This window comes from Pseudomonas sp. AC016, assembly GCF_979253365.1.
Map to the genome: position 1 here is coordinate 3,561,340 of NZ_CEEDCC010000001.1, position 26,378 is coordinate 3,587,717.

Consider the following 26,378-nt stretch of genomic DNA (forward strand, 5'->3'; position numbering starts at 1 on the left):
ATCCCCAAAGGAAGACCTGCCATGACTATCAAAGCCATCAACGTTCGCAACCAGTTCAAGGGCACCATCAAGGAAATCGTCCACGGCGACGTGCTTTCCGAAATCGATGTACAGACCGCTTCCGGCGTCGTGACGTCGGTGATCACCACCCGCTCGGTCAAAGAGCTGGAGCTGGTGGTGGGCAGCGAAGTGATTGCTTTCGTGAAATCCACAGAGGTCTCGATCGCCAAACTGTGAACACGCTTAAACACCCGACCCCGAACGGTGAAGACCCTTCGGGGTTTTTACCATTGTGCCCGGCAGGTTGAGCGGCTCATGAGAGGTCTCTCGCCCTGCTTGCAAAGACCGCGCACGCTCAAGAAGGCAGCGTAAATCGGGCTACAACGGGGCTGCTGATATCTACATTGCCGCCCACCAGTAATGTCCTGTCGTCATGTAGCTTCACAAAGGTAATTCGATCCTGGTTGCCCATTCCCGACTTGGCCCATCCGGAGTCGGTAAAAGACGTATCCGCGTTGCCATCAGGCAACAGGCGTGCAATAAATCCCGCACCATTATTGGTGCCTTGCCAAAAACTTCCGCCAATAATGAGCCGCTTGAGCGAATCAATTTCAATGCTGTACAGCAGGGTTGCCGACTCATTGATGGAGTAAAACAGTGGACGGCCACCATTGAACTGGCTGTCTGGAAGTCCATCCGCGTTCAATTTGAACAAGGCACCCCGATAGCTCGATATATCAGTCGAGGACGCATTGCCGTAGCCCCAGTAGCCGCCATCGTTATCAGGCCGTAGATCGACGATATAACGCACTGTTGCGCTTTCATCTGGCGCAGGATCAAACATCAAGTAGCCCGCTGTGCCATAACCGGTGTCAACTGAGCCATCTGCATTCAGACGAGCGATGAAGCCTGTTGACGCGTATTTGCCCTCAACAGGTTCCTGCATGGATCCCCAAATGAGATTTTTGCCGTCCTTCAATGCCAACTGACCTCTCAAACCTGCAAGCCCGTTGGGTGATGTGTGTCTGACTGTGGTAACGCCGCCGTCTCCGAACGATGCGTCCAGTGCACCTTGATCGGTGTATTTCAGAACGTAGGCATCGGGGAGGTTTTGAAGGGTGGCGTAAACGATAACGCCTGAATCTGACAGGTGTTTTGAACTGCTCGCAGCCGCTTGTTGAGACATGGCGGCGTGAAGAACGCCAGCTTCCGGTTCGACGGGCGGATCGGGCCTGACTGGCGTGCTTGCAGAACCCGCTTTTCCTTGTGATTCCAAAGGCAGGTATTGAACGATAAACCCGTTTTGATTACCCCCGAACGTTGAATCCAGTTTGCCAGATTTGTCGACGCGGGCCAGACCCAACGCACTGGCTCCATGAGCCACAGGGCATAGCAGGTATTTTTCATCCGGCAACGTAATAACCTGATTGAAAACCCAGGCAAAGTTCGACGCATCGAATTGCGGGATTATGTAGCCTGAATCTGCGTACGATGTGTCCAGCTTTCCAGCGTCAGAAAGACAGACGAGGCCGCATTGAGAGGCGTCGGAAAAGCATGAAATGATTTTTTCGTCCGAGCGTTGTTCGACCGCATACACGATGCCGGTCCCCAGAGCGTCCAGTCTGGATATACCGCCTTCACCAAACCCGGTGTCCAGCAGGGGGCCTTTGGATTGCTTGTCTTGATGACTCATGATGTTCCCTCATCATAAAGAGTGGATGTATTGACGTGGTCATCCATGGTTTCTGGAAAGACATTGCCTTCGCCAGCCAATCATCGAAACGCCACGCTGTAAAGTGTGCGCCTGTGGGCTCTGCAGGAAGCGGCTGTTGGTCGGCATCAGGGACTGGGCTAGCAGTTTTGACAGGTGTCGCCTGTGCCCGGTTTGCAGGATGCTGGAGTCTGTTGCTCTTGGAGGGCTCAACATGGCATTCCCCACGAACGCAGTGCTCAGCCGTTATCGCTACGATGCGCTTGATCGACTGACCGCCAGCACGTCTGCGGGACGGCCGGATGTGCAGTGCTTTTACCAGAAAAGCCATTTGGCGACGGAAATTCAGGGCTCCGTGACGCGCATTGTTGTTCAGCACGATGATCTGCTGCTGGCCCAGGCACAAGTCGAAAATGCTGACACCATCGTCAATCTTCTTGCCACCGATCAACAGCGCTCTGTGCTCAATAAGTTGGGCAGTTCCGGCCCGGAAGCGATGGCCTATATGCCTTACGGACATCTCCCGGCTGAAGTCAGCTCGGCCTCATTGATGGGCTTCAATGGTGAACGCTGCGATCCGGTGACCGGCCATTATTTGCTGGGCAACGGTTATCGAGCGTTCAACCCGGTATTGATGCGGTTCAACAGTCCGGACAGCCTGAGTCCGTTCGAGGAGGGGGGCTTGAATGCGTATGCCTATTGTCAGGGGGATCCGGTTAATTTCAGTGATCCGACAGGGCATATGCCCGGGTATTTGGCATTGCTTAAGAATCAGCCTGCCAGGCGCGCATTGGCTTTTAGTGCTGGACATTCTTCGCTGCCAAGAGTGATGGGGTCATTACCTGCAGGGCACGCCGTTCCCGGAGTGGGGAACGGGGTTCCCGTTTCATCAACGATTGCCAGTGCAGCCTCTCCTGCCCCGCGATCACCCACCCGGCCACTACCGTCTTCCGAGGTCAATGTAGCCTCGTCTTCTGTTGCGAAGCCAGCCCGCTCCAGAAAGCGCGATGCGCCACGGGATGATGGAGTCGCCGAGATCAAAAAAGCAAAAAGGGAATATGAGTCTGCCGCGGAAAGTTTTGCTATTACCAATAGTTTGCTTGGGGCAGATCCTTATCTGCTCGGACAACTCGATGCCAAAGCAACGCTTCGGGAGGCCGCATACAGAAAACTGAACAACGAATATATGTATGCAAATCGGTCAAAGCCAGGCTTCAGCCAGGCAGCGTTTGAAGAGAATCTGTCTCTGCTGAACGATGCGAACAGAAGGATAGAAACTTATACCCAGAGTTCGCGTGAAGTGGCCACCATTCGTCAATAAGGGCTCTCAAACAGATCTCTTCGGCAAATAAACCGGCAAATACAACCCCACATACGCATCAAACACCCGCATCCCTTCCACCGCCATGCGCGGCGTGATCTCGCCGTGCAGTTGCACCGAACGGGCGTACACGCGGTCGCCCAGTTCCATGGCCAGTGCGAACACATCCACGTCATCCGGTAGCGCAGGCAGGTGAAAGTGGCGGTTGAACACGTCGAGCATCAGGTGACCCAGTTCGATGTCGTGCTGGCGGTCGGCCTGGTTGATTTCGGTCAGACCGTGTTGGGCCAGGATCAACTGGCGGGCGGCGGCGTCGGCGTTGTAGATGTCCAGCATGCGCATCTCGACCACGCGGGACAGGTCGCGCCAGCTGTCGAGCGAATCATGTTCGATGGGCGCTTGCAGGGAGGCCCGGAACGCCGCGTGAATGTCTGCCGTCAGCGCTTCAAGCAGAGCAGGCACGCTGGCGAAGAAGTGATAGACCGAAGACGGAGGAATACCTGCGCGCTCCGCCACGCTGTAGATCGACAGGCTGGCCACGCCTTCCGACGCCAGCAGCGTGCGTGCCGCGTCCAGAATCGAGTCGATTCTGGCCTGGCTGCGTGCTCGGGGTTTGCGCGGGGCGACAGTGCGGGTCATGACGAGGCTCTCGGTTGAACGAGCGCTATTGTAAGACAAACCCGTCACGGCTGTCGGCAAGCGAAGCGGCTTGCAGCTAGTAACCCTGGCCGCGATCCACCTGTCCGTTCATGACCTCGCCGCGCTCGAAGCGCCGAATATTGTCCAGCAGTCCGGGAAACGCGCTTTCCGGCTGGGTCATGGCCGCCACGTGCGGTGTCAGCAGGATATTCGGATGCGTCCAGAATGGATGATCCGCAGGCGCGGGCTCCTGTTGCATCACGTCCAGTACCGCCGCGCTGAGCTGGCCGCTGTCCAGCGCTGCCAACAGATCGTTTTCCACCAGATGCCCACCGCGGCCCATGTTGATCAGCGCAGCGCCTTGCGGGAGTTGCTCGAACAGCCTGCGATTGAGGATGCCTTCGGTGTGCCCGGTCAACGGCAGCACGCACAGCAGAATGTCGCATTGACCCAGAAACGCCGGGAGTTGTTCTTCACCGGCATGGCATTTCACGCCCTCAATGCGATGCTCGTTGCGCGCCCAGCCTGACAGCTCGAAACCGAACGGCTTGAGGCTCGACAGAATCTGCTGCGCCTGCAGGCCCAGACCCATGACTCCCACTCGACGTTTATGAGCCGGAGTCAGTGGATGCGCTTTCCAGCGTCCTTCTACCTGTTGCTGCCGATAGCGCAGCATGTCGCGGTGCAGGCTCAACACGGCAAACATCGCGTACTCGCACATGCCCCGGCTGATGCCTGGATCGAGCAGGCGCGCGACCGGCAGCGATTTGGGGATACGGCTCAGGTCCAGTTGATCGACCCCTGCCGACAGGGCGAACAACACCTTCAGGTTCGGCAGCACTTCCTGCAGATCATCCGGTGCCAGCCAGGCGCCCAGATAATGAACGTCCTCGGGGTTACCGATGTTCGGCCATTCCCGCCATTCGATGTCCGGCGCGTGCTCGGCGAACAGCAATCGCCAGCGTTCGGCGCGTGCAGGATCGGCTTTGTAGAGGAAGGCGGGCATGGGCTTTTCCTGAGTATGAGAGTGGGGCTCCATCTTGCCGCAACTGTGAAGCACGATCTGTTGAAAGGCCCGTTCTCAAGCGCCGTACGCGCTGAAAAAAAGCGTTTTGCGGCAGATTGACCGGGCCTTCGAGGGCGTGAAGGAATCTGCCGTTTGCACGGTGAAAAACAGTCGATATGGACTTCTGAAGGGCCAAGTTCGGCGTAGATCGTTTCGCCGAACGCTTAACCTGAACAGCATCGCAGCCACCCGCCGGTTGCCTGGCTCACTATAGGTAAAACCATGAACAGCAAAGTCGACGAAACACCTCATCTGCTCCGTCAGCGCGATCAGTTCGTGCCGCGCGGCATTGTCACGGCTCACCCGCTGGTCATCGACCGTGCGCAGGGTTCCGAGATGTGGGACGTCGACGGCAAGCGTTACCTGGACTTCGTGGGTGGCATCGGCGTATTGAACATCGGTCACAATCACCCGAACGTGGTGAAGGCCATTCAGGGCCAGTTGGAAAAAGTGACCCATGCCTGCTTTCAGGTGGCGTCCTACCAGCCTTATGTGGATCTGGCCAAGCGCTTGAGTCTGTTGGTTGCAGGCCAGAGCGGCATTGATCACAAGGCCGTGTTCTTCACGTCTGGTGCCGAAGCGGTGGAGAACTCCGTGAAGATCGCCCGCGCTCACACCAATCGCCCGGCGATCATTTCATTCCGTGGCGGCTTTCACGGTCGCACGCTGCTCGGCACCACGCTGACCGGCATGAGCCAGCCTTACAAGCAGAACTTCGGGCCGATGGCGCCCGAAGTGTTTCACACCCCTTATCCGAACGAGTACCGCGGTGTCACCAGCGAAATGGCGTTGGCTGCGCTGCATGAATTGCTGGCGACCCAGGTTGCGCCTGACCGCGTGGCGGCCATTCTCATCGAGCCTGTGCAGGGCGACGGTGGTTTTCTGACCGCTCCGGTCGAGTTTCTGAAGGCGCTGCGGGCGCTGACCGAGCAACACGGCATCGTACTGATTCTGGATGAAATCCAGACCGGTTTCGGTCGTACCGGCAAGTGGTTCGGTTTCGAGCATGCCGGGATCCAGCCGGATCTGGTCACCGTCGCCAAGAGCCTGGCGGGCGGCATGCCGTTGTCGGGTGTGGTCGGTCGCGCCGAGATCATGGACGCACCGCTTCCGGGCGGTCTGGGCGGCACCTACGGCGGCAATGCGCTGTCCTGCGCCGCCGCACTGGCCGTCATCGACACCTATGAACAGGAAAATCTGCTGGCGCGTGGCGAGCAACTGGGTCAGCACCTGCGTGCCGGACTGCTCAAGCTGAAAGAGCGTTACAGCTGTATCGGCGACGTGCGCGGCACCGGTTTCATGCTGGCCATGGAAATGGTCAAGGATGACGCCCAGCGTAGCCCCGACGCTGACCTCAACTCGAAGATCATCGATCAGGCACGCATCGGCGGACTGCTGGTGATCAAGTGCGGCGTGTACCGCAACGTGTTGCGCTTCCTGGCACCGCTGGTGACCACTGAGCAGCAGATTGACGAAGCACTGACCATCCTCGACGCCGCGATGGCACGAGTATTGAAATCCAACTGAGCCCAGGCCCGGTCGTGGTGTTGCGAGACGCTGTGACCGGGCGCCGGGTTTCACTGTTGGAAAGGAGACGTTGCCTGCCATGGGGCTTATTGATTACCGCGCATTGCTGATCGATTGTGATGAAGTTCTGGTGGATCGCGACTCCGGGGTGTGGACCGCCTTGCAGCCGCTGCTGGACAACGCCATGTCCGCACCGGACCGTGATGCTGTGCTGACCGAATTCAGCGCGGTCGTCGCCACGCTCTATCCACGTTTTGACGAACTGGGCTTCAGTGGCCTGTTGTGTTTCGCCCACCGCCAGCTGGCCGAGCGACTGGGCATCAAGACCAGTTGGGAGGAGGGCATGAGCTTCGCCCGTTCGGTACCCAACTGGACGCTGTTCGAAGACGCACCCGGCGCCATGCTCTATCTGCGCAAGTTCTATCGACTGCTGGTTTACGCCGACCGTGATCTGCAGGACCGGGCTTTGCTCTGCGAACGGCTTGGGCTTGAGCCCGACAGTCTGCTGTCACTGACAACCCATCCACTGGACGATCCGCAATGGCTTGCCGGGATGGACCTGGACCCTGCCGAAACCCTCGTGGTATCGCGTCCGCCCGCCACTGCGTTGGGCAGCGGCGGTCTTTGTCTGATCCGCAGAAGCCGTGCGCAGCACAGCCAGCCATGTCCGGCAGACATCTGCATCAACAGCATGGCCGATCTGGTCGCTCAGCATCAGCTGTCCTTACGGCGCTGATTTTGCTAGAAGGTAGGCACTGTGAACGGCACAACACGAGGTAGGTAATGGAAGGCTTGGTCAAACTGGATCGGATTGATATCAATATCCTGGTAGAACTCCAGAAAGACGGGCGCATGACCAACGTCAGTCTCGCCGATGCCGTCGGGCTGTCAGCGAGCCCCTGCCTGCAACGCGTCAAGCGTCTGGAGTCGGCGGGTTACATTTCCAGCTACAAGGCGCACCTGAATCTCGCAAAGATCACCGAATCGGTCACGGTGTTCACGGAAATATCCCTCAGTGACCACAAGCGCGAAGACTTCGCCAAGTTTGAAGCCAACATCCGTCATGTGGACGAAGTGCTGGAGTGTCACTTGATCAGCGGCGGCTACGACTATCTGGTGCGCTTCATGACCCGCAGCATTCAGCACTATCAGGAAGTGATCGAAGAGCTGCTGGACAAGAACATCGGCATCTCCAAGTACTTCAGCTATATCGTCATCAAATCCCCGGTCATGAAAGACGGCGTGCCGTTGCGCAAACTGCTGCGTCACTGACATCCAGCGCACGTAGAACAATCCACAAAAAAGGAGACCCGAAGGTCTCCTTTTTCAATGCAGCAGCGATATCAGAACAGAACGCGGCTGCGGATGGTGCCTTTGATGTGCTGCAGCTTCTCTTGCGCCAGATCCGAGTATTCGGCGTCGACGTCGATCACTACGTAACCGACTTTCTCGTTGGTCTGCAGGAACTGACCGGAGATGTTGATGCCGTTCTCGGCGAAGACCTTGTTGATCTCGCTGAGCACGCCCGGAATGTTTTCGTGGATGTGCAGCAGGCGGTGCTTGCCTGGGTGAGCGGGCAGGGCCACTTCCGGGAAGTTGACCGACGACACCGAGGTGCCGTTGTCGCTGTACTTGACGAGCTTTTCTGCCACTTCCAGACCGATGTTGGCCTGCGCTTCTGCAGTGGAACCACCGATGTGCGGGGTCAGAATCACGTTGTCCAGGCCACGCAGCGGGCTTTCGAAGATGTCGTCGTTCGAGCGCGGCTCGACCGGGAACACGTCGATGGCCGCGCCGATCAGGTGCTTGTCCTTGATTGCATCAGCCAGGGCGTCCAGCTCGACCACGGTGCCGCGCGCCGCGTTGATCAGGATGGCGCCTTTCTTCATGGCACGGATTTCCTTCTCGCCGATCATCCACTGGGTGGACGGCAGTTCAGGGACGTGCAGGGAAACGATGTCGGCCAGACCCAGCAGTTCGTTCAGGCTGGTGACCTGGGTTGCGTTACCCAGTGGCAGCTTGGTCAGCGGGTCGAAGAAAAACACCTGCATGCCCAGGCTTTCAGCCAGAACCGACAACTGCGTACCGATCGAACCGTAGCCGATGATGCCCAGCTTCTTGCCACGGATTTCGAACGAGTTGGCAGCGCTCTTGATCCAGCCGCCACGGTGGCAGGACGCATTCTTCTCGGGGATGCCGCGCAGCAGCAGGATGGCCTCGGCCAGTACCAGTTCGGCGACCGAACGGGTGTTGGAGTACGGCGCGTTGAACACCGCGATACCGCGTTCACGGGCAGCGCCCAGGTCAACCTGGTTGGTGCCGATGCAGAAGCAGCCGACCGCGACCAGTTTCTTGGCGCAATCGAACATTTCTTCGGTCAGTTGGGTGCGGGAGCGGATACCGATGAAATGAGCGTCGGCGATCTTTTCCTTCAGCTCGGCTTCCGGCAGAGACTTGGTGTGGTACTCGATGCTGGTGTAACCGGCTGCCTTGAGGACGTCGACGGCGGATTGATGGACGCCTTCGAGAAGAAGGAACTTGATCTTGCTCTTGTCGAGGGAAGTCTTGCTCATCTGCGTAAACCTGTGTCCCGGAGAAAATTGGCAGGGGGTGGCCGAAACGGCGTCAGGCGCTGTTCACGGGGGGCGTATGCTAGCATAAGCCCCCCGCGAAACCCCATTCTTGAACGTGAACCGTTCTCAGGATGCCCATGAATTGTTCGAGAGTTGAGTCCATGACCCATCCCGCTTTGATTGATGAGCTCAAGACCCTGGTTGACCCCGGCAAAGTGCTGATCGACGAGGATTCCCTGCAGACTTACGGCAAGGACTGGACCAAACAATTCACCCCGGCCCCGCTAGCCATCGTGTTCCCCAAGACCATCGAACAAGTGCAGGCAATCGTGCGCTGGGCCAACGAGCGTCTGGTCGCGCTGGTGCCTTCGGGCGGCAGAACCGGGCTCTCGGCCGCAGCGGTGGCGGCCAATGGGGAGGTGGTGGTTTCATTCGACTACATGAACCGGATTCTGGACCTCAACCTGACCGATCGCACGGCCGTCTGCCAGCCGGGCGTGATCACCCGGCAATTGCAAGCGATGGCTGAAGAAAACGGGCTGTATTACCCGGTCGACTTCGCCTCGTCGGGCTCCAGCCAGATTGGCGGCAACATCGGCACCAATGCGGGCGGGATCAAGGTCATTCGCTACGGCATGACCCGCAACTGGGTCGCGGGCCTCAAGGTCGTGACCGGCAAGGGCGATCTGCTGGAGCTGAACAAGGACCTGATCAAAAACGCCACCGGTTACGACCTGCGTCAGTTGTTCATCGGGGCCGAGGGCACGCTGGGCTTCGTGGTCGAAGCCACCATGCGTCTGGATCGCGCGCCGCGAAACCTGACCGCCATGGTGCTCGGCACCACCGACTTCAATTCGATCATGCCGGTGCTGCATGCCTTTCACGGCAAGCTCGACCTGACAGCTTTCGAATTCTTCTTCGACAAATCCTTCGCCCGGGTCATGGCGCGAGGTGACGTGCCTTCGCCGTTCGATACGCCGTGCCCGTTCTACGTATTGCTGGAATTCGAAGCCACCACCGAGGACCTGGCCAACCAGGCGCTGGCGACCTTCGAACACTGCGTCGAGCAGGGCTGGGTACTGGATGGCGTGATGAGCCAGAGCGAGCAGCAATTGCGCAATCTGTGGAAGCTGCGCGAGTACATCTCCGAAACCATCTCGCACTTCACGCCCTACAAGAACGATATCTCGGTCACTGTCTCGAAAGTGCCACAGTTTCTGGCTGAAATTGACGCCATTGTCGGCGAACACTACCCCGACTTTGACGTGCTCTGGTATGGCCATATCGGCGACGGCAACCTGCACCTGAACATCCTCAAGCCGGAAAACCTCGACAAGGACGAGTTCTTCGTCAAATGCGCCCGCGTCAACAAGTGGGTGTTCGAGACGGTCGAGAAATACAACGGCTCGATTTCCGCCGAGCACGGCGTCGGCATGACCAAGCGCGACTACCTGACCTACAGTCGCTCGCCGGTCGAAATCGAGTACATGAAAGCCATGAAAGCGATCTTCGATCCGAACGGCATCATGAACCCCGGCAAGATATTCGCTGTTTGACGACTGTCGTAACGTTTCACAACGCGTTATAAAACCTTATAAAAACCGCCTTTATCAGACTCAGGAGACGTCATGAGCTACCAGCACAAATATGTCGATGGAACGAACATCCACTTCCCGCTGGGCAAAGTGGTGTGTATCGGTCGCAATTACGCTGAGCATGCCAAGGAGCTGGGCAACCCGGTTCCCACCGAGCCGTTGATCTTCATGAAGCCGGGCAGCGCCGTGGTTGCACTGGAAGGCGGTTTCACCATTCCGGCCGACCGTGGTTCGGTGCACTACGAAGCTGAAATCGTGGTGCTGATCGGCAAGCCGCTGACCAAGAATCCATCCCGCGAAGAAGTGCTGGATGCCATCAGCGGTTTTGCCCCAGGCCTGGACCTGACCCTTCGTGACGTGCAGTCGCGTCTGCGTGAGAAGGGCCTGCCGTGGGAACTGGCCAAGTGCTTCGATGGCGCTGCGGTCATCGCGCCGTTCGTGCCGGCCGAGACCTTTCCGGACCTGACCGACATCGGCATTCGTCTGACCATCAACGGCAAGGTCGTTCAGGACGGCAACAGCAGCCTGATGCTCAACCCGATCGTGCCGATGATCCAGCACATGGCAGCCAACTTCTCCCTGCAGGCCGGTGACATCATCATGACTGGCACGCCAGCGGGCGTAGGGCCGTTCGAAGCCGGTGACCAGATCGTTCTTGAACTGGGCGGTCAGACGCCATTCGAAAGCGTCGTTCGCTAAGCGTTTCGAAAAGCGCTCACCGAAAGCCATCCGGGTTAACGTCCGGGTGGCTTTTGTTTATCCGCTGGGTAATAGTTCATGCCGATTTGCGTTTTTTTCACACCTGTTCTGGATAATCCTGCCGGCCCTTCAAGGGCGATAAGCCCTGTCGACGTTACCTCTGCTCGGGAACACCTTGAATGCCCCTTCCTGCCCAAACGCTGCCTGCGTCCAAGAAACGCTTTGCCTTCATTCGAAGCCTGCGCTGGTATTCGTGGCTGCTGCTGGCGGTCATCATGGGTTACGGCCTGGCCTTTGCGATGCACTGGGATGATCGTGCGGTGCTCTGGGTTCAGGAAAGTTTCGAGAACAAGGCGGGCCGAAGCGCGAGCATCTGGTTGCCGGACTACCATGTAGAGATCGATGCCAAAGCGTTGCCCGGCATGGAAAAGGACGAGGCGTCGGACCTGTCTTATAACCCGATCACCAAGACCCTGTTCGCCGTTATGGGCAAGAACGCCTTTCTGGTCGAGCTGACGCTTGCGGGTGATGTGCTGCGCAAGATCCCGCTGGTCGGCTGGAGCAATCCAGAGGGCGTGGCAGTGATGAACGACGGACTGATCGCCATCACCGACGAACGTCAGCATCAACTGACCATCGTCAAGGTCACAGCAGAGACCACGACGCTGAACATCGAGGACTTTCCGAAATACGATCTGGGCAAATCCGACAACCAGAACAAGGGTTTCGAAGGCATCGCCTGGGACCCGCGTCGCCAACAGCTGATACTGGGCGAAGAACGGCCTGCTGCGCTGTACACCTGGAAAAGCGATGGCAGTGACGTGCTCAAGGGCGATAAACAGAAACTGCCAAGCCGTTCGCTGGACATGCGCAACCTGTCGTCGTTGAGTATCGACCCGCGCACCGGTCACATGCTGGCGCTGTCGGCGGATTCGCATCTGCTGCTGGAAGTGGACGAGCAGGGCGAACAGGTCAGCTTCATGACCTTGCTGGGCGGAATGAATGGCCTGAAAGAAACGATTCCGCGTGCTGAAGGCGTTGCGCTGGATGAGGCAGGAACGTTGTACATGGTGAGCGAACCGAACCTGTTCTATTCGTTTCGCAAGCACTGAGCCAGGACGGCGACACATACTTGGTAAAAAAGTAGCACTACGCCATTAAGCTTGTTTTCAGAATGGCGTGCTATCAATGCCGCCCGCTCAACCTTTTCGAGTCACCCCAATGCGTCGCTCTACCCGCTCTTTGCTCCTGCTTGTCATCCTCGTGCCGTTGATAGCCGTACTGTTTTCCATCGCCAACCAGCGATACCGTTTCGTGGAGCGTGCTCAGTTCGACTGGCAGATGTTCTGGCAGTCCGATTCGCAGGAAGCCATTGGCCTTGATCAATACCGCGCCGTGATCGAAGGGCAGGTTATCGACGGGCTGACAGACGACGTTTCGGGCCTGAGCTACGATCCTGATCGTAAAAGTCTGTTCACGGTGACCAACCAGAACGCCGAAATGGTCGAGCTCAGCCTCGATGGGCGCATCCTGCGACGCATCAAGTTGATCGGTTTCGGGGATGCAGAAGCGGTCGAGTACATCAGTCCTGGCGTGTACGTGATCAGCGACGAGCGCCAGCAGCGTTTGATCAAGGTGCACATCGATGACAGCACCCAGTCGGTGGATGCGGCCAATGCCGAACAACTGACGCTGGGGCTCAACGCGGGCGGCAACAAGGGTTATGAAGGTCTGGCCTACGACCGGCACCGTGAGCGCCTGTTTGTCGCCCGCGAGCGTGATCCGGTGCAGATCATCGAAGTGCGCGGCTTCCCCAAGACGAATGCAGAAGGTCCCGGCAATCTTCAGGTGATTTCCGACAGCAAACGCGATGCCGGCCTGTTCGTACGCGACCTCTCCAGCCTGCAGTTCGATCAGAACAGCGGTCACTTGCTGGCGCTGTCCGATGAGTCCAGGCAGATCGTCGAACTGGATATCGATGGCCGTCCGATTGGCAGTAGCTCGCTGAAGAAAGGGCAGATGGGCCTGAGCAAGACCGTGCCCCAGGCCGAAGGCGTGGCCATGGACGACGATGAAGTGCTGTATCTGGTGAGCGAGCCGAACCTGTTCTATGTGTTTCGCAAGCCATAACCCTGCGAAACGTTAGCCAGTTGAAACAAAAGTGCCCACGCAAGGTGGGCACTTCTTCACGCCGTGACGCTTAGCGGGTCAGGGTTTTTACGCCTTCGGCGGTACCCAGCAACAGCAGATCGGCCGGGCGGGCAGCGAACAGGCCATTGGTGACCACGCCAACGATGGCGTTGATCTGTGCTTCCAGCTCCACCGGATTGGTGATGCTCATGTTGTGCACGTCGAGAATGATGTTGCCGTTGTCGGTCAGCACGCCTTCGCGGTAGACCGGGTCACCGCCCAGCTTGACCAGTTGGCGCGCCACATGACTGCGCGCCATCGGGATGACTTCAACCGGCAGCGGAAACGCGCCCAGCACTGGCACCAGTTTGCTGCCGTCGGCGATGCAGATGAAGGTCTTGGCGACAGCCGCCACAATCTTCTCGCGGGTCAGGGCTGCGCCACCGCCCTTGATCAGGTTCAGGTGCTCGTCGCTCTCGTCCGCGCCGTCGATATAGAACTCCAGATCGCTGACCGTGTTGAGTTCATACACCGGAATGCCGTGGCCCTTGAGGCGCGCAGCGGTGGCTTCGGAACTGGCGACGGCACCGTCGAAGGCAGCCTTGTGTTTGGCCAGCGCGTCAATGAAGCAGTTGGCCGTGGAGCCGGTGCCGACGCCCACAATGCTCTTGTCGTCGAGCTTCGGAAGGATGAAATCGACAGCTGCCTGGGCGACTGCCTGTTTGAGTTGATCCTGGGTCATGCGGGCTCCACGGTGCCAGAGGTGTGCAAAAGGGCCCGCATTATAGCGGCGAGCGCGGCGTAAAGCCCCGTCATTCGTATGGTCGTGCATCGGAGTGCGGGGTAGACTTGCCGGTCTTGCCCTTTCCGCCAGTGATGTCGTCCCGATGCTTGAACAGTACGTCAAGAAAATCCTCACGTCCCGCGTCTACGACGTCGCCATCGAGACGCCGCTGCACGGCGCGCGTCAGCTCTCCGAACGGCTCGGCAATCAGGTGCTGCTCAAGCGCGAAGACCTGCAGCCGGTGTTCTCCTTCAAGATTCGCGGCGCTTATAACAAGCTGGCGCAACTGACCGCTGAAGACGCGGCGCGCGGTGTGGTCACGGCCTCGGCGGGCAATCATGCGCAAGGGCTGGCGCTGGCGGCGCGGGAGCTGGGCATCAAGGCGACCATCGTCATGCCGCGCACCACGCCTGAAATCAAGGTAGAGGGCGTACGCTCACGCGGGGCGACCGTGGTACTGCATGGCGATTCGTTTCCCGAAGCGCTGGCGTATTCGCTGAAGCTGGTCGATGAGCAGGGTTTTGTGTACATCCATCCCTATGACGACCCCGACACCATTGCCGGTCAAGGCACGGTGGCGATGGAAATCCTGCGCCAGCAGCCGGGGCAACTGGACGCGATCTTCGTGCCGGTCGGTGGCGGCGGGCTGATTGCGGGCATCGCGGCCTACGTGAAATATTTGCGGCCCGAGATCAAGGTGATCGGCGTCGAGCCGGACGATTCCAACTGCCTGCAAGCCGCCATGGCCGCAGGCGAGCGTGTGGTGCTCAGTCAGGTCGGGCTGTTTGCTGATGGCGTGGCCGTGGCGCAGATTGGCCATCATACCTTCGAGGTCTGCCGTCATTACGTGGATGAAGTGATCACGGTCAGCACCGACGAAATCTGTGCAGCGATCAAGGACATCTACGACGACACTCGCTCCATCACTGAACCTTCCGGCGCGCTGGCCGTGGCCGGGATCAAGAAGTACGTCGAACAACGCGGTGTCAGCGGCCAGACCCTGGTGGCGATCGACTCCGGGGCCAACGTCAACTTCGACCGCCTGCGCCACGTGGCCGAGCGTGCCGAACTGGGCGAAGGCCGCGAAGCGATCATCGCCGTGACCATCCCCGAACGGCCGGGCAGCTTCAAGGCGTTCTGCGAGGCCATCGGCAAACGGCAGATCACCGAATTCAACTACCGCTACCACACCGACCGCGAAGCGCACATCTTCGTCGGCGTGCAGACCCATCCGGAGAACGATCCGCGCAGCGCGTTGATCGCCAGCCTGACCGAACAGGGCTTTCCGGTGCTGGACCTGACCGACAACGAACTGGCCAAGCTACACATCCGCCACATGGTGGGTGGACACGCCGAGCGGGTCAGCGATGAAGTGGTGCTGCGCTTCGAATTCCCCGAACGCCCCGGCGCGTTGTTCAACTTTCTTAACCGGCTGGGCGGCCGTTGGACCATCTCGATGTTCCACTACCGCAACCACGGCGCGGCGGATGGTCGGGTGGTTGCAGGGCTGGTGGTGCCTGAGGACGAACGGCACCTGGTGAGCCAGGCACTGGCCGAGATCGGCTATCCGTACTGGGATGAAAGCGAGAACCCGGCGTATCGGCTGTTTTTGGGGTAGGGTTCTCTCGTCTTCGACTCCATTGGGGCGGAGTATGGAGTTGATAAACTCAAGGAGTATAAGACCCTTTACTAATCGGGGTGCTACGAAGTATAGGGCGTAATACAGTAAAGAACAATTTTAAACTTGCCTGCTGCAGGCTATCTTCCGCTACTCGCGCGGCAGGCCAAGTTTTTTCAGTTTTGGATTGATTGATTAAGAGTTAGGTGTAATGGTATTAAAGTTTTCTTTTTTTCGACTTAGTTTGGATAAGCCAACTGTTCTGCTAAGCGCTTCTGATCGCTTTGCAAATTTAGTTTGCCTGATTTCCTCGTAAGCAATTGAGCCCAGTATATTTTTTACGCGCATGTCTGCTGCCATGTCAGAAATTAGCTGTCCGACCGTTTTCCATTTTTTTGCGCCTCGTTTATCTCGAAGTCCCTTTCCGTCTACTAAATTTAATATAACTTCGATGCTTCTTGAACTCAATCCAATTGCGGCGCTATGATATATAAATTTCAATCCGGTGAGAGATAAGCAGTTTCCGCCACCCTCACCTCGATTTACTTCAATTCGTATTGGTTCGTACAGGTTTCTAGTTGCTTCACCATTATCCAGCCAGCTGCTCCATGTATCTTGGACAAAATATTCCGAGCTGTCAGAAAGTAGATCGCTCAAGCATGTGTGGTACGAAAGTATCAGTTGGTGCTTGGTTCTTGTCATGGCAACATAAAACTTTGATATGTCCCTGAACTGTTCTTCCTTTGGTGCTGTTTGATCGGGGATTACTTCGGCGCAACAATTAAGGATAACGACGTAGTCAAATTCAAATCCTTTCGTTTGCTCCAAGTCAGAAAGGAAGATGTCACTGCTATCAATATCAATAGCGCCGTCTAATAATGGTATTCCAGTTTTTTCTGACAGATTTTTCACTTCATAGCTAGTAAACCCACAGTAGGCAATACAAGCTTTTCGGCCGGGGTTGTTAAGGATTTCATCTTGCAGATAGCTTAGAGTGTACGAGAGTTCATGTCCAAGAGAGTCGGCTTCCAGTATAAGAGGCGTGGTGCCGCTACGGTCTGCCAATTCCGGATCAAGGAATTCGTAATCTTCAAGAGGTTGTTGTTCTACTTTGTAGTGTTTCTTGAATATTTGAGATGCTGCCCTAAGAACATCTTTAGTGTTTCTATAGTTTTTCTTCAGAGTTAATGATCTTGTGCTGCCGCATTCTATGCCGGCGAGTCTCATGCTCTGCCTTTTCGTCTGCACTTTTTGGGCAGCATCTCCACACAAGAATAAGTCGTTTTTGGCGGAAGGAACTAGAGCGCGAATTATTTCGAGTTCTATAGTCCCGAAATCTTGGCATTCGTCTATTATCACTGAGCGATAGCTGGTTTCGAAGCTGACTTTGTATTGATAGAGTTCAGTAGCTAGGCCTAAGTAGTCGCAAATGCCAATGTCGCGCATTTTTTTTTCCCACAGCCTTAACCCTTGAAGTATTAAAGTTCGTGAGTCCGCGTCGAATGGGATTACGCGACCTTCGCGTTCTGTTTTTAAGTATTCTTCGCGGCGTGCTCTAGGAAATGCGGAGCGAATCCAGTCGAATTCTTCTCTGATATAGTGTTCTGAGTTTATGCCGCGTTGGATCAGGGTTTTGTGTATAGGTAATAAGATTTTAGCATCTTCATTATTAAGCTCGCATCGATAAAACTCAGTCCAGATTTCGTCGATGTGCTCTCCGCTCTTCCAAGTTATATCATCATATAGTTTGAGGTTTTGTGGTTCGTATTTTTCTAGTAGCTTCTGGCATAGCTTGAAAAAAGGTAGTACATCGATTCTTGCAGATAGCTCTCTGGGCGCAGCAGCCTTGACAAGGCTTTCAATAAGATGCGCTAGAGGTTTGTTCAGAGTGATAACTAATATGCGATCGTTGGGATGCTCGGTTGCTAACCAAATTGCTCTTCGAACGACTACGCAGGTTTTCCCAGATCCTGAAACTCCAATAAGTTTAGCAGGGCCAGTCAGGTTAGAAGTAGCAATTTTTTCTTGCTCCGGGTGCATAAATAGCATCCAGCTTTTATAGTCGCCGCCCATCATTACTTGGTCTGCCCGAGCTAGGAATTCTTTGTCATCAGGTTTGAATTCTATGAAAGCATCACCGAATCGCACTCTGCGAACCTCTTCCGGAGGAAGCTCATCAATTTCGCGACTGTCGCCGAGGTAGAGTTTTAAACGATCATTGGCTGCGCTGATATTGTCAGAGCGTATTAATACTAACGCATCATACAAAGCAGTTGCGTGTTCATCTCTCTCAATTTTTTCAACGACGTTGAATATATCTTCCTCGGAGTGGGCGCCAGTTAGTGCCTCGATGTCGCGACTTATAGCCCTAGACAAGCCTTCGAGTGCTCTGTCGAATAGCTCTGGGGGCTCAAACAGTGTAAATAGTTGCTCCGAATGAAAGGACAAGCTATTTCCAGCAGAAATCCTTTCTTCAGTGCTTACGGATACCGGTACAAAGTTGACTACCAGTTGCTTGCTTACGCTAAATTTAATATCTTTATGTCGATCTAGCCATGTGTCGGTGTCGTCATGGTTGCCAAGGAATAGAAAGAATACGACCTTTTCGTCTTGGATCGTAATTAATCTTGCTCTTCCGGCAAGGTCATACTTCACACATTTTTCGATTCTTGTTTCACCATGATGAGTAATCTGTAGTCCTTCGAATGGATCTTCTCTAAGTGCGATCCTGCCGAACATCGCCTGCACCGCTATCGCGGCTTTTTGGCTGGAACCACCTGCCTTGACCATTTTTTGTATATTGGCTCGGAAGTCTCGGTGTTCTACGTATCTAATATCGCTCATTGTTCGCTCGAATAGTCCATATTTAACTTCAAAGCTCCATGGGAGCGCAGATCAACGTAGCGCAGTCCATTAGTTGATGCTCTTTTGATATCATGCTTCGGGTGCTTTTGGAAGATCCGATTCACACCGATATTCATGGAGGTCTTACGTTGCACGCTAGCGAGATCACAACTGCGCGGCTATACGCAGTGCTGTCGAGGCGTTTGGTGAGTGGCCTCGGCTCCACGCCGAGCATGCTTTGACACCACGTTGAGCTGAAAATAGAAGCAGACTTTAGGGCGTACCTTCACAACGTTTATGATTTCAAGCGCTTGTTTTCGCTCCCGTTTCGTTGCCCAGGCGTTTTCACGGTCCGAGCTTCGAAGCCTCGACCGCCAACCGAGTCGAGTTCCGTACGAATTCGATTTATAGGCTGCGGCATATAGCCCATATGAAGACCTACTTATTCAGGCAGGTGGATACTTATAGAGAAGCGGCCCCCTTTAATGAGCATAACCATAAAGTATATTGATTGCCGAGAGACCGTAGAGTCCACACATAAGGCTGAGCGTGTGGCCTTCTTGCATAGATGAACTGCTAGACTCGACAGGCCCCGATTCAAGAGGAAGACCCTGCAATGGAACCCGTCACCGCCCTGAAAACCCTGCACATCGCTGCCATCACGCTGTTGTTGCTCAGCGTTCTGGTGCTGGCCAGCGGCGTCATCAAGGTGCGCCTCGAAGGTGATGCGACCATCCAGACGCGTCTGCTCAAGCGTCCATTGCTGTTCTTCTGGCTGCTGATGGCGGTCTGTCTGGCGATTCTGCCGTTCAGCGGCTGGTGGCTGGTACATTCGATAGGTTTGTCGCTGGGGCAGACCTGGGTGTTGGGCAGCAGCGTGCTCTACACGGTGGGCCTGTTCAGCTGGGTATGGCTGGTGGCGAGGCTTAATCGATTGCGCCTCGGCGCGCGGACCGACAGGCGCGGCTTCACCCTTGCACTGGCGATCGTCAGCGTGGTGTGTTTCGTCGTGATCGCCGGCCTGATGGGCTTCAAACCGGCGTAAGCACTGGCTGAATCAGTGACGCAGCGTGATCACCGGCCAGCCGCGTTGCTCGGCTTCGGCGCGCAGTTTCGGATCGGGATCGACTGCGACCGGATTGGCGACTTGCTCCAGTAGCGGCAGATCGTTCATCGAGTCGCTATAGAAATAGCTGTCCTCAAGGCTGAACGCGTTCTCTTCCAGCCACAGATTCAACCGCGTGACCTTGCCTTCGCGGAAGCACGGAATGCCCGTCGTGCGGCCGGTATAACGGCCATCGATCATCTCGCATTCAGTGGCCAGCAGCGTCTCGATCCCCAGTCGCTCCACGATGGGCGCCGTCACGAAACGGTTGGTTGCGGTAATCACCACCAGCTTGTCGCCCGCCGCACGGTGCTTGGCGATCAACTCCATGGCCTTGGGCAGCATGATCGGTTCGATGCAGTCACGCATGAACTCACGGTGCCATTGCGCCAACTGCTCCATCTCGGTCGCGCCCAGAATCTCCAGTGTGAAGTTCAGGTAGTCGGTCATGTTTAACGTGCCGGCCAGATAATCCTGATAGAACTCATCGTTACGGGTTTTGTAGGACGCGGTGTCAAGGATGCCGCGACGGCACAGATAATCACCCCAGGCGTGATCGCTGTCGCCACCCAGAAGCGTGTTGTCGAGGTCGAATAGTGCCAGGCGCATGCGGTTACTCGCTGAATTAGCTGAAAAAAGAGCATCAGAATACGAGGTTTTCACAAGTCTTCACATAAGGTGACAAGCCTCGTTGCTGGTTTGATCGCCTTTGTGGAACAATGCGGCGACATGCGTTTGCGAGGTTGTTGCCGTGATCGACCCCGATGGTTTCCGTCCTAATGTCGGGATTATTCTGACAAACGATGCTGGTCAGGTCCTATGGGCTCGGCGTATTAACCAGGATGCCTGGCAGTTTCCGCAAGGGGGAATCAACCCGCAGGAGACGCCGGAAGACGCGCTTTATCGTGAGTTGAATGAAGAAGTCGGACTTGAACGACATGATGTGCAAATACTTGCCTGCACTCGAGGCTGGTTGCGCTATCGTCTGCCGCAACGATTGGTCCGTACTCATAGCCAACCGCTGTGTATCGGCCAAAAACAGAAATGGTTTCTCCTGCGCCTGATCTCCAACGAGCAGCGGGTGCGGATGGATTTGACCGGGAAACCGGAGTTCGATGGCTGGCGCTGGGTCAGCTATTGGTATCCGCTTGGCCAGGTGGTGACATTCAAGCGCGAGGTGTATCGACGCGCACTCAAAGAGCTTGCCCCGCGCCTCTTATCGCGCGACTGACACGGAGTTCGACCCCGAGCCATGCTCAATACGCTGCGCAAGATCGTCCAGGAAGTTAACTCCGCCAAGGATCTCAAGGCGGCGTTGGGCATTATTGTGTTGCGCGTAAAGGAGGCCATGGGCAGCCAGGTCTGCTCGGTCTACCTGCTCGATGCCGAAGCCAACCGCTTTGTACTGATGGCCTCCGAAGGCCTCAACAAACGGTCCATCGGCAAGGTCAGCATGGCGCCTAACGAAGGCCTCGTGGGCCTCGTGGGCACGCGCGAAGAACCGCTGAACCTCGAAAACGCCGCCGATCACCCTCGTTATCGCTACTTTGCCGAAACCGGTGAAGAGCGTTACGCGTCGTTCCTGGGTGCGCCGATCATCCACCACCGTCGTGTGGTCGGGGTTCTGGTGATCCAGCAAAAGGAGCGCCGCCAGTTCGATGAGGGCGAAGAAGCCTTCCTCGTCACCATGAGCGCGCAGCTCGCGGGCGTTATTGCTCACGCCGAAGCCACTGGCTCGATCCGGGGTCTGGGTCGCCAGGGCAAGGGTATTCAGGAAGCCAAATTCGTCGGCGTGGCCGGTTCGCCCGGCGCTGCGGTCGGTGTGGCGGTGGTCATGCTGCCACCTGCCGATCTGGAAGTGGTGCCCGACAAGACGGTTACTGACATCGCGGCCGAGCTGGCGCTGTTCCAGAACGCACTGGAAGGCGTGCGCAACGACATGCGCACCCTGTCTGCCAAGCTCGCCACGCAGCTGCGCCCCGAAGAACGCGCGCTGTTCGACGTCTATCTGATGATGCTTGACGATGCCTCGCTGGGCAGTGAGGTCACCAACGTCATCAAGACCGGCCAGTGGGCGCAGGGCGCATTGCGCTCGGTGGTCAACGAACACGTCAAACGTTTCGAACTGATGGACGACGCCTACCTGCGTGAGCGGGCTTCGGACGTCAAGGACCTGGGCCGCCGTCTGCTGGCCTATCTTCAGGAAGCGCGGCAACAGGCGCTGGTCTATCCGGACAATACGATTCTGGTCAGTGAAGAACTGTCGCCGGCCATGCTCGGTGAGGTGCCGGAAGGCAAGCTGGTCGGCCTGGTCTCGGTGCAGGGTTCCGGTAACTCCCACGTCGCGATTCTGGCCCGGGCCATGGGTATTCCGACGGTCATGGGCCTGGTGGACTTCCCGTATTCCAAGGTCGATGGTATCGACCTGATCGTCGACGGCTACCACGGTGAGGTCTTCACCAACCCCAGCGACATCATGCGCAAGCAGTTCGGTAAAGTGGTCGAGGAGGAGCGTCAGCTCTCCCAGGGCCTTGATGCGCTGCGTGAACTGCCGTGCGTGACGCTGGACGGACATCGCATGCCGCTCTGGGTCAACACCGGCCTGCTCGCCGACGTGGCGCGTGCTCAGCAGCGTGGCGCTGAAGGTGTCGGGCTGTACCGCACCGAAGTGCCGTTCATGATCAACCAGCGCTTCCCGAGCGAAAAGGAACAGCTGGCAATCTACCGCGAGCAACTGGCCGCGTTCCATCCACTGCCGGTGACCATGCGCAGTCTGGACATCGGTGGTGACAAGGCGCTGTCGTACTTCCCGATCAAGGAAGACAACCCGTTCCTTGGCTGGCGCGGCATTCGCGTCACCCTCGACCACCCGGAAATTTTCCTGGTTCAGACCCGCGCCATGCTCAAGGCCAGTGAAGGTCTGAACAACCTGCGCATTCTGCTGCCGATGATCTCCAGCACCCACGAGGTTGAAGAAGCGCTGCACCTGATCCACCGCGCCTGGGGCGAAGTGCGTGATGAGGGCACCGACGTGCCGATGCCGCCCGTAGGCGTGATGATCGAAGTCCCGGCGGCGGTCTATCAAACTCGCGATCTGGCGCGTCAGGTGGACTTCCTGTCGGTCGGCTCCAACGACCTGACCCAATACCTGCTCGCGGTTGATCGCAACAACCCGCGTGTCGCTGACCTCTACGATTACCTGCACCCGGCGGTGCTACAGGCCCTGCAAAGCGTGGTGCGTGATGCCCATGCCGAAGGCAAGCCGGTCAGTATCTGCGGCGAAATGGCGGGCGACCCAGCGGCCGCAGTGCTGTTGATGGCGATGGGCTTCGACAGCCTGTCGATGAACGCCACCAACCTGCCGAAAGTGAAGTGGATGCTGCGCCAGATCAACCTGAGCAAGGCCAAGGACCTGCTGGCCCAATTGATGACCAACGATAACCCGCAAGTCATCAGCAGCTCGCTGCAACTGGCACTGAAAAACCTCGGCCTGTCGCGGATGATCAACCCGGGGTCCGTGAAAGGGCACTAGGTTCAAGTGTTGAATTGGAGCGCGCTTGATCGTTCCCACGCTCTGCGCTCATCGTTCTACACAAGTCCTCCTGGAGGAATACGATGATGATCGTTCCTACGCTCTGCGTGGGAATGCCTCCCAGGACGCTCCGCGTCCGCTCTTGAATGTGGCGCAGATGTGTGCCCAAGCTCCAGCGTTATCCACGTCATGCGCTAGGCTCACTGAATCCGCAATCTGTGCCATCTGTGACGCAGGGCGTCACGGGATGCATGCCCACGCGGAGCGATGGGCACGATCAGTATCAGCAACGCCATGATCGTTCCCACGCTCTGAAGTGGTAACGCCGCCCGGGACGCTCCGCGTCCGCTCTCGATCAGCGTCGAGGCAGACTTGTGTATAACGATGGACGTTCTGCGTCAGCTACACGCTCAACTCAACCTCACCCAGCTGCCCACCCTGCGGACCGAAGCTGTGTTCGATCATCTGCCGTGTGCCGTCGGCGTTGACGATCAGTACGGTGCTGGCGCGGGTGCCGTAGTTGGGGCTGGCGATGAACACGCTGGACAGCAGCTTCTCGGTGGCAAGGCCCACGCCGGTTTCAGGCAGTTCGGCGTCTGCGGCAGGCTGCGGATCCTTCAGCAGGTCCAGTAATGGTCCAGGCCGAGGGTCATCCAGTTGGTCGGTCAGCGCTGCTCTGGCCTTGAGCAGTTTGGGCCATGGCGTGTTCAGGCCTGCGTTGGACAGCCCGTATACGCCTTCGCCCAGCAACCGGGGCGTCGGGTCGGTCGAGTTCAGGTAATACAACTGCCCTGCGTCACCCGCCAGCAAGTTGAAACCGGTGTACTCACTGGCGCGCGCAGCCATTTCGGCCACGTAATCCTCGGGCGATTGCTCGCCCGCCAGAAACTTCGCCACCAACTCGCCACGGGAACGCAGGCCCAAAGTCTGGCCCGGATCACGAATATTAGTCACAGCGGCAAAGCGTCCCAAGGCACCGATGCCCATCCAGGTGCCGCCGGCTTCCAGGTCTCGCCCTGCGTAAACATTCGGCATTTCCTCCCACTGGCTCAGTGGTCGGGTAGGGCGCGCATAGAATTCGTCACGATTGGCCGCCACAATCAGCGGCTGGGCCTGAGACGGCCGCCACGCGAATACGATCAGACACATTAGGTTCTCCTTTTTCCTGAACTGTACGCAGCTTTGACCAGTGGCCGCTAGAGCAACCGGCCGGGCTCCGGTAACATGCCCGCCTGATTCAGTCGCCCGCACGGGCGTTCCAATTGAGGATACGCAATGCTGCCTTACCCGCAGATTGACCCGGTAGCAGTCGCCATCGGCCCGCTGCAAATTCACTGGTACGGTTTGATGTACCTGGTCGGCATCGGTGGTGCCTGGCTGCTGGCGTCACGTCGCTTGAACGCATTCGATCCGACCTGGACCAAGGAAAAACTTTCCGACCTGATTTTCTGGCTGGCCATGGGCGTGATCGTCGGTGGACGGCTGGGCTATGTGCTGTTCTACGACCTGTCGGCCTATATCGCCAATCCGTTGCTCATCTTCGAGGTCTGGAAGGGCGGCATGGCGTTCCACGGGGGCTTTGTCGGCGTCATGATCGCGGCTTGGTGGTTCGGCAAGCGCAACGGCAAAAGCTTCTTCCAGTTGATGGACTTCGTTGCACCGCTGGTGCCGATCGGTCTGGGTGCCGGGCGTATCGGCAACTTCATCAACGCCGAGCTGTGGGGCAAGCCGACCGATGTGCCGTGGGCAATGGTGTTCCCGCCGTTCAGCGACCCTGCACAACTGGCACGCCATCCGTCGCAGCTGTATCAGTTCGCACTCGAAGGTGTGGCACTGTTCATCATCCTTAATCTCTATGCGCGCAAACCCCGCCCGACCATGGCCGTTTCCGGCATGTTCGCGCTGTTTTACGGCATTTTCCGTTTCGTGGTCGAGTTCGTCCGGGTGCCGGATGCGCAGCTGGGCTATCTGGCGTGGGGCTGGGTCACCATGGGTCAGATTTTGAGTCTGCCGATGATCATCGCCGGTCTGCTCCTGATCTGGTTCGCTTACAAGCGCGCTGCGACGACGACCAACGCAGCGGTCTGACACCGAAACGCCGCATGTTCGCGTGTGGCGCTTTCAACAATGCAGGTGATTTATGAAGCAATATCTGGAACTGGTCGCCCACGTGATCAAGCACGGGACCTTGCAGTCCAACCGTACCGGCGTGAACACCATCAGCTTTCCGGGTGCGATGCTGCGTTACGACTTGCAGGAAGGTTTCCCGGCAATCACCACGCGTCGTATGGCGTTCAAATCGGCCATCGGCGAGATGGTTGGTTTTCTGCGTGGCGTGAGCAATGCGGCCGAATTCCGCGAGCTGGGCTGCAAGGTCTGGGACCAGAACGCCAACGAAAACGCTCAGTGGCTGAACAACCCGTTCCGCAAGGGCGAGGATGATCTGGGCGAGATCTACGGCGTGCAGTGGCGCAAGTGGCCTGCCTACAAGCGCATTGATGCGGCCAATGTCGCCGCGATTGAACTGGCGCTCGGTCAGGGTTATCGCCAGATTGCCGAATCCGAAGAAGACGGCCAGGCGTTCGTGGTGCTGTACAAGGCCATCGACCAGATTCGCCAGTGCGTCGACACCATCATCAACGATCCAGGCAGCCGCCGGATTCTGTTCCACGGCTGGAACTGTGCACAGCTGGATGAGATGGCGCTGCCGCCTTGCCACCTGCTGTATCAGCTGCATCCGAACCCGCAGACGCGTGAAATCTCGCTGACCCTCTACATCCGTTCGAACGATCTGGGTCTGGGCACGCCGTTCAACCTGACCGAAGGCGCGGCGCTGCTGAGCCTGATCGGTCGTCTGACGGGCTACACGCCACGCTGGTTCACCTATTTCATTGGTGACGCCCACGTCTACGAGAACCATCTGGACATGCTCAACGAGCAGCTTACCCGCGAGCCGTTCCCGATGCCGAAACTGAAAATCTCCGACCGCGTGCCGGAGTTTGCCAAGACCGGTGTGTATCAGCCGGAGTGGCTGGAACTGATCGAGCCGTCTGACTTCACGCTGGAAGGCTATGAGCATCACCCGGCCATGACCGCGCCGATGGCGGTTTAAGCGCCGATCCTGATCATTCCCACGATCAATATCGTGTGATGATCGTTCCTACGCTCCGCGCTCGGCGTTATACACAAGTCCTCCTGGAGGAATACGATGATGATCGTTCCTACGCTCTGCGT

General features: G+C 57.3%; 23 protein-coding genes. 15 read left to right on the top strand and 8 right to left on the bottom strand.

Translation table 11 applies throughout. From position 1 onward, the window contains the following. Positions 1–21: 21 nt before the first annotated feature. Positions 22–237: a TOBE domain-containing protein gene (locus tag AC0IXS_RS16155; RefSeq protein WP_002555770.1), complete on the top strand. Its 216-nt coding sequence runs from the start codon at positions 22–24 to the stop codon at positions 235–237. Between the two features lie 118 nt (positions 238–355). On the opposite strand, the gene AC0IXS_RS16160 is transcribed toward AC0IXS_RS16155, so the two are convergent. Further along, positions 356–1,693 (bottom strand): hypothetical protein, encoded by a 1,338-nt coding sequence (locus AC0IXS_RS16160; RefSeq protein WP_471825156.1) that lies wholly within the window; start codon positions 1,691–1,693, stop codon positions 356–358. A gap of 232 nt (positions 1,694–1,925) precedes the next feature. On the opposite strand from AC0IXS_RS16160, the gene AC0IXS_RS16165 reads away from it, so the two are divergent. Next, positions 1,926–3,032, top strand: coding sequence for an RHS repeat-associated core domain-containing protein (locus AC0IXS_RS16165; protein ID WP_137203286.1), 1,107 nt, complete (start codon positions 1,926–1,928; stop codon positions 3,030–3,032). A 6-nt stretch (positions 3,033–3,038) separates the two neighbouring features. Here AC0IXS_RS16165 and AC0IXS_RS16170 read toward each other — a convergent pair whose 3' ends face one another. Together AC0IXS_RS16170 and AC0IXS_RS16175 are read right to left on the bottom strand one after the other, a co-directional pair. Beyond that, positions 3,039–3,671, bottom strand: coding sequence for a TetR/AcrR family transcriptional regulator (locus AC0IXS_RS16170; protein WP_043306291.1), 633 nt, complete (start codon positions 3,669–3,671; stop codon positions 3,039–3,041). A 76-nt stretch (positions 3,672–3,747) separates the two neighbouring features. Then, positions 3,748–4,677: a 2-hydroxyacid dehydrogenase gene (locus AC0IXS_RS16175; RefSeq protein ID WP_471825158.1), complete on the bottom strand. Its 930-nt coding sequence runs from the start codon at positions 4,675–4,677 to the stop codon at positions 3,748–3,750. Positions 4,678–4,959: 282 nt separating this feature from the next. On the opposite strand from AC0IXS_RS16175, the gene gabT reads away from it, so the two are divergent. From gabT to AC0IXS_RS16190, 3 genes are all read left to right on the top strand, one after another. Next, on the top strand, positions 4,960–6,264 hold the full coding sequence (gene gabT / locus AC0IXS_RS16180) for a 4-aminobutyrate--2-oxoglutarate transaminase (protein ID WP_191957002.1): 1,305 nt from the start codon (positions 4,960–4,962) through the stop codon (positions 6,262–6,264). A 79-nt stretch (positions 6,265–6,343) separates the two neighbouring features. Continuing rightward, the gene (locus AC0IXS_RS16185) at positions 6,344–7,000 is read left to right on the top strand and encodes an HAD family hydrolase (protein WP_122668681.1); all 657 of its coding nucleotides are present in this window, start codon (positions 6,344–6,346) and stop codon (positions 6,998–7,000) included. Between the two features lie 47 nt (positions 7,001–7,047). After that, positions 7,048–7,536: an Lrp/AsnC family transcriptional regulator gene (locus tag AC0IXS_RS16190; RefSeq protein WP_002555947.1), complete on the top strand. Its 489-nt coding sequence runs from the start codon at positions 7,048–7,050 to the stop codon at positions 7,534–7,536. Positions 7,537–7,607: 71 nt separating this feature from the next. Here AC0IXS_RS16190 and serA read toward each other — a convergent pair whose 3' ends face one another. Next, positions 7,608–8,837: a phosphoglycerate dehydrogenase gene (gene serA / locus AC0IXS_RS16195; RefSeq protein ID WP_004882828.1), complete on the bottom strand. Its 1,230-nt coding sequence runs from the start codon at positions 8,835–8,837 to the stop codon at positions 7,608–7,610. A 161-nt stretch (positions 8,838–8,998) separates the two neighbouring features. Here serA and AC0IXS_RS16200 point away from each other — a divergent pair, with 161 nt between their 5' ends. The 4 genes from AC0IXS_RS16200 to AC0IXS_RS16215 all read left to right on the top strand — a co-directional run bounded on the left by AC0IXS_RS16200 (position 8,999) and on the right by AC0IXS_RS16215 (position 13,261). Continuing rightward, entirely contained in the window at positions 8,999–10,393 is a 1,395-nt protein-coding gene (locus tag AC0IXS_RS16200) for an FAD-binding oxidoreductase (RefSeq protein ID WP_471825162.1), read from the top strand. A 72-nt stretch (positions 10,394–10,465) separates the two neighbouring features. Beyond that, positions 10,466–11,131: a fumarylacetoacetate hydrolase family protein gene (locus AC0IXS_RS16205; protein WP_029243862.1), complete on the top strand. Its 666-nt coding sequence runs from the start codon at positions 10,466–10,468 to the stop codon at positions 11,129–11,131. Positions 11,132–11,310: 179 nt separating this feature from the next. Next, complete coding sequence (locus AC0IXS_RS16210; protein ID WP_057411130.1) at positions 11,311–12,243, top strand: SdiA-regulated domain-containing protein; 933 nt, start codon at positions 11,311–11,313, stop codon at positions 12,241–12,243. A gap of 109 nt (positions 12,244–12,352) precedes the next feature. Next, positions 12,353–13,261, top strand: coding sequence for an SdiA-regulated domain-containing protein (locus AC0IXS_RS16215; RefSeq protein ID WP_025996034.1), 909 nt, complete (start codon positions 12,353–12,355; stop codon positions 13,259–13,261). Positions 13,262–13,331: 70 nt separating this feature from the next. Here the strand turns inward: AC0IXS_RS16215 and rpiA are convergent, their stop codons facing one another. After that, on the bottom strand, positions 13,332–14,003 hold the full coding sequence (rpiA, locus tag AC0IXS_RS16220) for a ribose-5-phosphate isomerase RpiA (RefSeq protein WP_004882823.1): 672 nt from the start codon (positions 14,001–14,003) through the stop codon (positions 13,332–13,334). 145 nt (positions 14,004–14,148) lie between these two features. Between rpiA and ilvA the strand changes: the two genes are divergently transcribed. Further along, positions 14,149–15,663: a threonine ammonia-lyase, biosynthetic gene (gene ilvA, locus AC0IXS_RS16225; protein WP_122414051.1), complete on the top strand. Its 1,515-nt coding sequence runs from the start codon at positions 14,149–14,151 to the stop codon at positions 15,661–15,663. Between the two features lie 195 nt (positions 15,664–15,858). On the opposite strand, the gene AC0IXS_RS16230 is transcribed toward ilvA, so the two are convergent. Continuing rightward, positions 15,859–18,507, bottom strand: a complete 2,649-nt coding sequence (locus tag AC0IXS_RS16230) for a 3'-5' exonuclease (RefSeq protein ID WP_471825165.1) — start codon at positions 18,505–18,507, stop codon at positions 15,859–15,861. Between the two features lie 616 nt (positions 18,508–19,123). Between AC0IXS_RS16230 and AC0IXS_RS16235 the strand changes: the two genes are divergently transcribed. Beyond that, positions 19,124–19,552, top strand: a complete 429-nt coding sequence (locus AC0IXS_RS16235) for a DUF2269 family protein (protein ID WP_471825167.1) — start codon at positions 19,124–19,126, stop codon at positions 19,550–19,552. 12 nt (positions 19,553–19,564) lie between these two features. Here the strand turns inward: AC0IXS_RS16235 and AC0IXS_RS16240 are convergent, their stop codons facing one another. After that, on the bottom strand, positions 19,565–20,221 hold the full coding sequence (locus tag AC0IXS_RS16240) for a histidinol-phosphatase (protein ID WP_004882820.1): 657 nt from the start codon (positions 20,219–20,221) through the stop codon (positions 19,565–19,567). A 142-nt stretch (positions 20,222–20,363) separates the two neighbouring features. Between AC0IXS_RS16240 and AC0IXS_RS16245 the strand changes: the two genes are divergently transcribed. Further along, positions 20,364–20,843: an RNA pyrophosphohydrolase gene (locus AC0IXS_RS16245; RefSeq protein WP_002555745.1), complete on the top strand. Its 480-nt coding sequence runs from the start codon at positions 20,364–20,366 to the stop codon at positions 20,841–20,843. Positions 20,844–20,864: 21 nt separating this feature from the next. After that, the gene (gene ptsP, locus AC0IXS_RS16250; RefSeq protein ID WP_025994331.1) at positions 20,865–23,144 is read left to right on the top strand and encodes a phosphoenolpyruvate--protein phosphotransferase; all 2,280 of its coding nucleotides are present in this window, start codon (positions 20,865–20,867) and stop codon (positions 23,142–23,144) included. Positions 23,145–23,546: 402 nt separating this feature from the next. On the opposite strand, the gene AC0IXS_RS16255 is transcribed toward ptsP, so the two are convergent. Continuing rightward, positions 23,547–24,293 (bottom strand): NRDE family protein, encoded by a 747-nt coding sequence (locus AC0IXS_RS16255; protein WP_122668679.1) that lies wholly within the window; start codon positions 24,291–24,293, stop codon positions 23,547–23,549. 126 nt (positions 24,294–24,419) lie between these two features. Between AC0IXS_RS16255 and lgt the strand changes: the two genes are divergently transcribed. Both lgt and AC0IXS_RS16265 read left to right on the top strand, forming a co-directional pair. After that, on the top strand, positions 24,420–25,232 hold the full coding sequence (gene lgt, locus AC0IXS_RS16260; RefSeq protein ID WP_057408449.1) for a prolipoprotein diacylglyceryl transferase: 813 nt from the start codon (positions 24,420–24,422) through the stop codon (positions 25,230–25,232). A 52-nt stretch (positions 25,233–25,284) separates the two neighbouring features. Then, the gene (locus AC0IXS_RS16265; protein WP_004882817.1) at positions 25,285–26,256 is read left to right on the top strand and encodes a thymidylate synthase; all 972 of its coding nucleotides are present in this window, start codon (positions 25,285–25,287) and stop codon (positions 26,254–26,256) included. Positions 26,257–26,378 lie beyond the last annotated feature (122 nt).